At 63.1% G+C, this 8,669-nt stretch carries 5 protein-coding genes; all 5 read right to left on the reverse strand.

The annotated features are described in order from the left end of the window. Positions 1-209: 209 nt before the first annotated feature. The 5 genes from CFE42_RS20280 to imuA all read right to left on the reverse strand — a co-directional run bounded on the left by CFE42_RS20280 (position 210) and on the right by imuA (position 8,287). Positions 210-1,367 (reverse strand): SLC13 family permease, encoded by a 1,158-nt coding sequence (locus CFE42_RS20280; protein WP_004633897.1) that lies wholly within the window; start codon positions 1,365-1,367, stop codon positions 210-212. Between the two features lie 141 nt (positions 1,368-1,508). Beyond that, positions 1,509-2,042 carry a helix-turn-helix transcriptional regulator gene (locus CFE42_RS20285; protein ID WP_004633895.1) on the reverse strand — a complete coding sequence of 178 codons (534 nt, stop codon included), beginning with the start codon at positions 2,040-2,042 and terminating at the stop codon, positions 1,509-1,511. A gap of 525 nt (positions 2,043-2,567) precedes the next feature. Next, a complete protein-coding gene (locus CFE42_RS20290) occupies positions 2,568-5,807 on the reverse strand; it encodes an error-prone DNA polymerase (protein ID WP_004633892.1) in 3,240 nt (1,079 codons plus the stop codon). A gap of 7 nt (positions 5,808-5,814) precedes the next feature. Beyond that, positions 5,815-7,398 (reverse strand): DNA polymerase Y family protein, encoded by a 1,584-nt coding sequence (locus CFE42_RS20295; RefSeq protein WP_037044667.1) that lies wholly within the window; start codon positions 7,396-7,398, stop codon positions 5,815-5,817. Then, on the reverse strand, positions 7,331-8,287 hold the full coding sequence (gene imuA, locus CFE42_RS20300) for a translesion DNA synthesis-associated protein ImuA (RefSeq protein WP_037044664.1): 957 nt from the start codon (positions 8,285-8,287) through the stop codon (positions 7,331-7,333). The genes CFE42_RS20295 and imuA overlap by 68 nt, the downstream gene beginning before the upstream one ends. Between the last annotated feature and the right edge of the window lie 382 nt (positions 8,288-8,669).

Here is an 8,669-nt window from a genome sequence, read left to right on the forward strand (position 1 = left end):
GTTTTCTACGCAGAAATCGATAAACGCATGCACCTTCACCGGCAGGTAGCGACGCGACGGATACAGCGCGTACAACGCAAACCGCTCGTCTGGCCTCGATGCATTGCGTCTGCGCCTGTATGACGCGGACCGTGCCGCTATTGCCGCGTTGCGAAGACGTTGCGCTACGTACAACCGGCCTGTGCGCCCGATTGGGATGCCGTGCCCGCCTAACGCAGCCACATCAGCCACGCGTACACGATGCCCCCCGCAGCCAGGAGAAACGGCATCGAATACGCGTGAAACACCCACCACGCACGGCGGTCGCCCAGCATGCGCAACGCAATCAGGTTGGCCAACGACCCGATGAGCGTACCGAATCCGCCCACGCTTACCGCAAAGGCGATCATCGGCCAGTCATGCGAATACTCGGCCAGCAGGATCGCCGCCGGCACGTTGCTGATGATCTGCGACACGCCAATGCCGGCCCAGTACAGATGCATTGGATTGCTCAACGCCAGCGCATCCAGCGCCTGCCGCACAACGCCAAGCTGCGCCACCAGCCGCAGGTCAATGAACATCAGCATGAACACGAGCAGCAGGCCCCAGTCCACCCGCGCCAGCACATAGCGCGCACCGATCAGATACAGCACGATCAACCCGGCTGCCGCCACCAGCGGGTGGCCAAGATCGGTCAGCACCAGAAACGGCACGTACAGCGCGAGCGCCGGCACCAGCAGGCGCTTGTGTAATTCCACGTCGGCAGTTTCGGCATGCAGATGGACTTCGTGCGAGGCAAATGCCAGCCACGTCACCACCAGCAGCAACGCCATCAGGAGTACGACCATCGGCGCCATCTGCCAGACAAATGCGCCAAACGACAGCCCCGATTGATGCCACAGGAAAAGGTTCTGCGGATTGCCGATCGGCGTGAGTGCAGAACCCGCGTTGACCGCCAGCGCCTCGAATATCACCAGCCGCGCCACCGGCAAGCTGGCGACCTGCCGCAAACCGACGGTGAGCGGCACGATGACGAACAACGCCACGTCGTTGGTCAATACGGTGGACAGCGCCGCCGAAGCCGCTACCAGGCTGAGTGCCAGTACACGCTGGCTGCTGACCACTTCGACGAGGCGCCGGCCGAGCAGCTGCAGCATGCCGCTGGCCTCAACCGCCTTGGTCAGGATGAGCAAGCCGGCCAATGCGGCAATGGTGTGCCAGTCAATCAGCGCCGGATATTCAACAATGCGCTGGGGCTCCACAAAGGTCAGCGCGCCGCAAATGGCCAGCAGCGACCAGAAGAAAACGTCTTGTTTGAGGTGGAGCCAGAACGGCGGGTGTTGCAGCACGGCTTTCGCCATCTGGTTGCGTGGCGGATCGCCGTTCATATGAAAGAAAAAGGAAACGTTGGCGCAAACGCGCGCAAATCAACCGGGCGCGGTTTGCGCGGCCGATTGTAGTGCGACTGCCTCCTGCGCTCAATCGCAAGCCGGGCGCTTGCGTGCCCGGCCTGTGCCAGAAGGATCCGCTTACGACTCGCGCGAACCCGAACCGCCCGGACGATCCGAGCCGCCCGACGAGCCGCCAGCGCCTGGGCGGTCCGAAGACGTCATGCGCGAGCGATCTTCTGCACTGCTGCCAGCATGCGGTGCGCCTTGCTGGCCGGCTTGGCTATGCGAGGCACCCGGATGATAGGCCGACTGCGGATGGCGCTCCGGCCCGCGGTATTGGCCCGCCAGGCCATGACCACCGCCCGTGCCGCCCATTGAGCCTTGCTCCGAGCGCTCGTGGCCTGCTTCTGCCCCGCCGCCCGCTTGCGTTGGCTGCGTCGGGTGATTGGCAATCACGCGCTCGATCTCGGCAACGGCTTCTCGCGGCGCCAGAACGACCTCCAGCCCCAGCGCGCCGGCCACGGCCATCAGCGTCGACAGGCGGGGATCGGCACGACCGGATTCCGCGCGCAAATACGCTTCGCGAGAGATACCAGCCATCTTGGCGACATCTTCCTGTTTGAGCTTGCGCGACTTGCGCAGACTGTGTAACTGCTTGAAAGGCTGTTCCATCTGTTCGCTCCTGCACCTGAGATGGGAAACACCGCCGGGTCTGGACCCGAACGATGGGCTGAAAATATGCGGGTCGGGTGGCTGCACCTTCGTCCGCGGTCATACACAGCACGGCAACGGCGGCGGCTGACCTGTATGCACGCCGCTGCACATGTTTTGGGGGGCGGCCTCCGTGATGTGTTTTCTACAGAGTAGACGTAATTTCGACTGCACCCAATATCGACGCGTGATGAAAGCGCATCTCATCAACCTGTTTATGGTGACAAGGCGCCTTGCGGGTCAGTTCCCTCACAGATGCCGTTTTCTTCGCTTGGCAGACCAAATTTGTGACGCCTCAAGCGCAAATCCTTGCATCCGCATGACGTTTCGTCGATCCGCGCTTGCCCTAACCACCGATCGGATGGTGCCCGGCGGGAGAGAACCGCCTGAGCCTCCTGCGTCACGGTGGGGCGAGCGCGCGTGCCTCTCGTCACGCAATTGCCGTGCCGGAGGTGACGCGGCGGTCAGTTGACGGCAGGACAGGAATTAGTGGAAATCGCGGCTGGAAGTGGCGAGGCGCCCCAGAAGTGGGGTCAGATCTACCAGATGCTGGGCGACAAGGTGTCGGGTCTCGCGCTCACATTGCCATTTGCCGTAGACGCCCAGCAACTGGGCGTTCAGCACTTCGCGTCGCTGACGCTCGATCAAGTGCGGCCAGAGGACGACGTTGATGGCGCCTGTTTCGTCTTCAATGGAAACGAAGATCGTGCCGTTGGCCGTGCCGGGCCGTTGCCGCACCGTGACAATGCCGCAAGCGCGCGCCAGTTGCCCGTTGCGATAGCCGGCCAGCGTGGCGGCGGTGGCGAAACGCATGCGCTCGAGCCGTGCGCGCAGCAGCTCTACCGGATGGCTCTGCAACGACAATCCCAGGCTGCCGTAATCCGCCATCACCTCTTCGCCTATGGGCGGTGCAGGCAGTTCCAGCGGCGCTTCCACCGGACGAGCCTGGCGCAGCAGCGCGTGATCGTGGCCGGGCTCCTGCAGTGCGAGCGTTTGCCATAGCGCCTGACGACGGTGGCCGGCCAGCGACTTCAGCGCATTGGCGGCGGCCAGCACGTTCAAGTCGTGACGGTCGAGCGCGGCGCGATGGGCGAGATCCTCCACACTCGTAAATGGCGCTTGGGCGCGAGCCGCTTCGATACGCTCGGCAGCCGGCTTGCGCATGCCCCGAATGCGATTCAACCCGAGCCGGATATCGGGTTGCACTAGGCCATCTTCACCGGTCTCGCCATCGGCGCGGGGATGCAGCGTACTGTCCCATACGCTGGCCGTCACGTCCGCGGGCAGCACACGCACATGGCTGCGCCGCGCCTCCTGCACCAGTTGCGACGGTGAATAGAACCCCATCGGCTGACTGTTGAGCAACGCCGCAAAAAACGCCGCCGGCTCATGGCATTTCAGGAAGCTGCTGACGTAAGCCAGCTTGGCAAAGCCTGCCGCGTGGCTTTCGGGGAAGCCGTATTCGGCAAAACCTTCCATCTGTTTGCACAGCGCTTCGACAAAAGCAGGGTCGTAGCGCCTCTTGACGACCATCGCATGCACCAGGCGCTCCTGATGCTGCGTGAGATTCCCCTTGCGCTTCCAGGCGGCCATGTCGCGGCGCAGGCGGTCAGCATCATCCGCAGTGAAATCGCCGGCCTTCATGGCGATCTCCATCACCTGCTCCTGGAAGATCGGCACACCCAGCGTGCGTTCGAGCACGGCTTTCACCTCGGGGCCGGGGTAGGTCACGCAATCGGTGTTGCCATTGCGCTTTGCCTCGCGCCGCTGCAGATACGGGTGGACCATGCCGCCCTGGATCGGCCCCGGCCGTACGATGGCCACCTGGATCACCAAGTCGTAATACTCGCGCGGACGCAGACGCGGCAGCATCGATTGCTGCGCACGCGATTCGATCTGGAACACGCCGATGGTCTCGGCGCGGCAGATCATGTCGTAGGTTTCGGTATCGTCATCGGGCAGGTTCTGCATGGCGAGCTTGGCCGTCGCGCCGTAGTGCTCGCGCCGCCCGGGCAACGCATCGACCATGTCCAACGTGCGGCGAATGGCCGTCAGCATGCCCAGCGCCAGTACGTCCACCTTCAGCAGGCGCAGCGATTCGAGATCGTCTTTATCCCACTGGATGACGCGGCGGTTTTCCATCGCGGCGTTCTCGATCGGCACCAGGCGCGAAAGCTTGCCCTGCGCAATCACGAACCCGCCCACGTGCTGCGACAGATGGCGCGGAAAACCACGCAACTGATCCACCAGTTGCGCCCAGCGCAGCACCAACGGTGATTCCGGATCCAGACCTTGCTGGCCTGCGCGCTGCGCAAATTCCTTACGGCTATCCCACCACGCCTGCCCCTTGGCTACCTGCTCGATGATCCCCAGATCGATGCCGAGCGCGCGACCGACATCACGCAGTGCGCTACGCGTGCGGTAAGTGATGAGCGCTGCTGCCAGCGCTGTACGTGTCACACCGTATTTTTTGTAGATGTACTGGATGACCTCTTCGCGACGCTGATGCTCGAAATCGACGTCGATGTCGGGCGGCTCATTGCGCGCACGCGAAAGAAAGCGTGCGAACAGCGTGTTGCCGCTATCCGGGTTCACCTCGGTAATCCCCAGGCAATAGCACACCGCCGAGTTGGCCGCCGAACCTCGCCCCTGGCAGAGAATCCCTTCGTTGCGCGCGAACTTCACCACGTCATAGACGGTCAGGAAAAACGGCTCGTACCCCAGCTCGGCAATCAGTCCGAGTTCCTCCTCAATCTGCGCATGCACCTTCTCCGACACACCATTCGGATAGCGTCGCGCGGCGCCAGCGAACGTTTCGGCGCGCAGGTATTCCGCCGGCGTCATGCCTTCCGGCACGACTTCGCTCGGATATTCGTATTCGATTTCGTCGAGAGAAAAATTGCACAACGCGGCCAGCTCCACCGTGCGACGCAGGATCTTCTCGCCACCCTCGCCTTGATAGAGGAACGCGAACTGCATGCGCGTGCGCATTGCTTGTTCAGCGCTGGGCGCAAGTTCCAAACCGCACTCGGAAAGCGGCTTGGATAGACGGATGGCGGTCAGCACGTCGTGCAGCGGTTTGCGTTGGCGCGTGTGCATCTGAACACCGCCGGTCGCGACCATGGGCACATCGATCTGTTCCGACACCGCCAAGACCGTACCGCGATGGCGGTCATCCGCGTGCCGCAGCGGCAACTCCAGCGCAATCGATAGCCGATCCCCGAACACGCGTTGGCACCACCACGCCTGAGCCAACAGTTGCTGCGGGTCAGGATCGTAATCAGGCAGCAGAATCGCCAGGCAATCGGGCGCGCCGCGCAGGTGCGCGAGTTCGCCTTGGGGCGAGGCCAAATCGTCAGCTAGCAAGCGGTATTCGCCCTTGGGTGCGGCCAACCGCGCGTGCGTGATGATTTCGCTCAGGTTGCCGTAACCCTCGATGTTCTGCGCCAGCAGCACCAGCCGCAGCCAGGGTTCGCCATCGGCATTGCGCACCGTGAAGCGACTGCCGATGATGAGCTTCAGTTCGTGCTCCTTCGAAGCCACAAGCGCCCGCGCGGTGCCTGCTACAGAGCATTCGTCAGTCAGCGCCAGCGCTTGATAACCGTAAAGTTTGGCGCGCTCCACCAGCTCGCTCGGGTGCGACGCGCCAGTCAGGAACGTGAAGTTGCTGATGCAATGCAACTCTGCATAGTCGGGCAGAACGAGGGGTGGCGTGGCCGAAGTCATGACGTGCTTAACCGAACAAGCCGTGCAGATACCAGCGAGCGTCCTCATCTCCCGCATTGACCTTGCTTGCGGAAACGCGCTCGCGATATACCCAGTAACGCTCGCCTTTTTCTCCTTCGGCGATGAAGTAATCGCGCTTGATGAGGTCGTCATCCCACCAGCCGGATTCGATGCGCTCGGGCATCGACACCAGCCGTAACCGCCCTCGGTAATACGGATAATGCTGACGTGTCAGCAGCGGGATCGGCTTCCCCAGCAGCCACAGCGGCCGCTCCGGCTGTTGCGCGTGCCATTGCGCCAATGCCTGACGCGCCGCGGCACGGCTCTGCGCGGTAGTCGCGGCATTCACCTCGACCCAATGGTTGGCGCGCTCGGGGCGATGATCAGCACACGGCTGCGGGTGACGCACGTTCTCAGCGCCCAGCCTGGCGATCAGCGTGTCGATCAGGCGTGCAGCATCTTCAGCGCGACCACCTGGCTCGGGAAACAGCGACTCCGTGGGCGGCGCGAGCGGCGTAGCGTCGGTCACCGTCAGGCGTAGTTCGACCACTGGTGCGATCAGCGTGAGCCGATGCACGCGCTCATGCAGCACCCGCGACAAGTGCGCCAGCGTGCGAACCGGCTGTGCCAGCGCGATCTCCACCGGCGTGGACGAAGCGGCATCCTCACTGCTCCGGCCGCGCCGGCGTTCGTGCTCCAGCGTGAGTCGATATGTCTTGGCGCCCAATTGAAGCGCCGACAGCCAGCCGACCAGCTGCAACAACAATTGCTCCGAGGCTGCCAGCACACCTTCCGCGTTATCGATGCGACCTGACAATTCCAACGGCACATCAAAGCACAACGGCGCGGTGAACCACGTGAAGCTCTCGTGCCCGTTGCCATAAGCCGCGTCGAGCGTATCCATCAGCAACGGCCCGCAGCGCCGCCGCAATCCGCTACGCGGTAACTCGCGCAAATCGGACAGCGTGCGGCAGCCGAGGCCCTCAAGCCAATCAGGCCGTGTAAGACGCGCCACCGCATCGACCGGCAATTGATCAAGCAACGTCGACAACCGCTCCTGCCGCACCGCCCTCCGCACGCGCCCCTGACGGGCTGCTGTGCGACGCCGGCCACGTATCGGCGCCGGCTGTGCACTGGCAAGCCATGCCGCACCGCGCGCCGTCGGCCCGGTGCCAAGCTGCGGCATGGCACCCAACCGAAACGCGCAATACCTCACCGCCCGACACAGCGCGCGATGCCCACCGAACAGGCGCAAGCTGGCCTCCACCTCCAACAGAACAGTTGCCTCATCCACCACGTCCAACGTCACATGCGGCGTGAATGCCAGCAACGCCAGCGCCAGCGATTGCACCAACCGTGCCTCGGCCGCCACGTCACGGTCAAGCTGTATAGCGTGTGGTACCAATGCCTGCGCTCCCGCCCGGCGCAGGCCTGCATGTACGCCTTCGCGCATCGCCAAACGGTTGGCCGACACCACGCGCTCCTGCTCCAACACCACCACCGGCAAAGGCAGCGCGGCCGGATCAGACCACCGGGGTCGAAGCGCGTCGAGTGGGAGACGGGGCAGATGCACCGCGATCCAGAACGGCATGATCGGGAGTGTTTTGATCGGGAACGTCCGACAAAGCATCGAACGCAACAGAAGACGAAGGAGACGAAAGCGCCGCCAGCAATTGCGCCGTGGCCGGATCCATGATGAACGGCTCGACGGGCGGCACAGGCAACGGACGCACAGAAGCGCGACCGGCCCGAAGCGGATCCGCCAACGGCAGCAGCAATGGAGATTCACGCAACGGCCCGCGCCGCTTGTGGAAGAGGATGGACAGCACATCGGCGCCAGCCGGCTCCAGCCCCAGCCGCAGCACCGCCGGCGACGACTCACGCTGCGCCTGGGCCGGCCGGAACAACCAGATGGCGCTCTCTCCCGCCTGGGCCAACACTTGCAGCCTGCGAAGCTCTCCTGGGCGTGCCCGGTTCAGCCAGACCAGTACTCCGCCGAAAGCCTTGCTGCGTAGAACCTGCTCGGCTGCCCACAGAAGGTCAGCGGGCTTATCAGCCCGCACCCATACGATTTGTTCAGGAGAGAAATCCCAGCCCACCAGCCTCACTGCATTCGGCAGATGCGGTGGAGCAATCAGCGCGATGCGCCCTGCGCCCGTGCACAGCGTAGACAACGTCGGGCGCAGCAACCGGCATTCACCAATACCGGATTGTGGACACAGCAGTTCGGTCAATCCGCCGAGGGGCCAGCCACCACCGGGCAACTCGGCATTCAGTGATTCATATCCAGTGGTCAGAACGCGCCCGCCGCCTCGCGCCAGACAGCCTGCACTCCACAATGCGGGATGCAGCGTTTCCGGCAATGGCGCCGTCGAGGCTTTCGGCGCGGGCGAACGCAACCTAGACACCTCGCGCACGGCGGGGGCATGGCATTTCGCCACATCTTCGGCGATGAAAAGAGACGAGGACAACGCAAACATGGAAACGCCAAAGCAAGCCGATGAATACTGTATGAATATACAGTATCACAGCTTTCCTTCAACGCGGGCTAGTTTTGCGTGAGCGTTGCCAGACGGCGATAGCAAAACACTGGAATGGAGGGGCTTTGAAGTAACCGCCACCCAAATTGACACGATTCCGACCAATAAAGCGTCTTATAAACCACTTTTTATTGGCGTGCGTTTGCGGCGAATAGAGGAACCTCGTTCAGCAAGCCAGTCGCGAACCGAGCCTCCAAAAGCAAACACCCCAGCTCTGTGTAAGAGCTGGGGTGTTGAGGGGAGAGCCTGGCGATGACCTACTTTCACACGGGAATCCGCACTATCATCGGCGCGGAGTCGTTTCACGGTCCTGTTCGGGATG

This window comes from Ralstonia sp. PBBBR1 (assembly GCF_002256165.1).
Lineage (GTDB): Bacteria > Pseudomonadota > Gammaproteobacteria > Burkholderiales > Burkholderiaceae > Ralstonia > Ralstonia thomasii.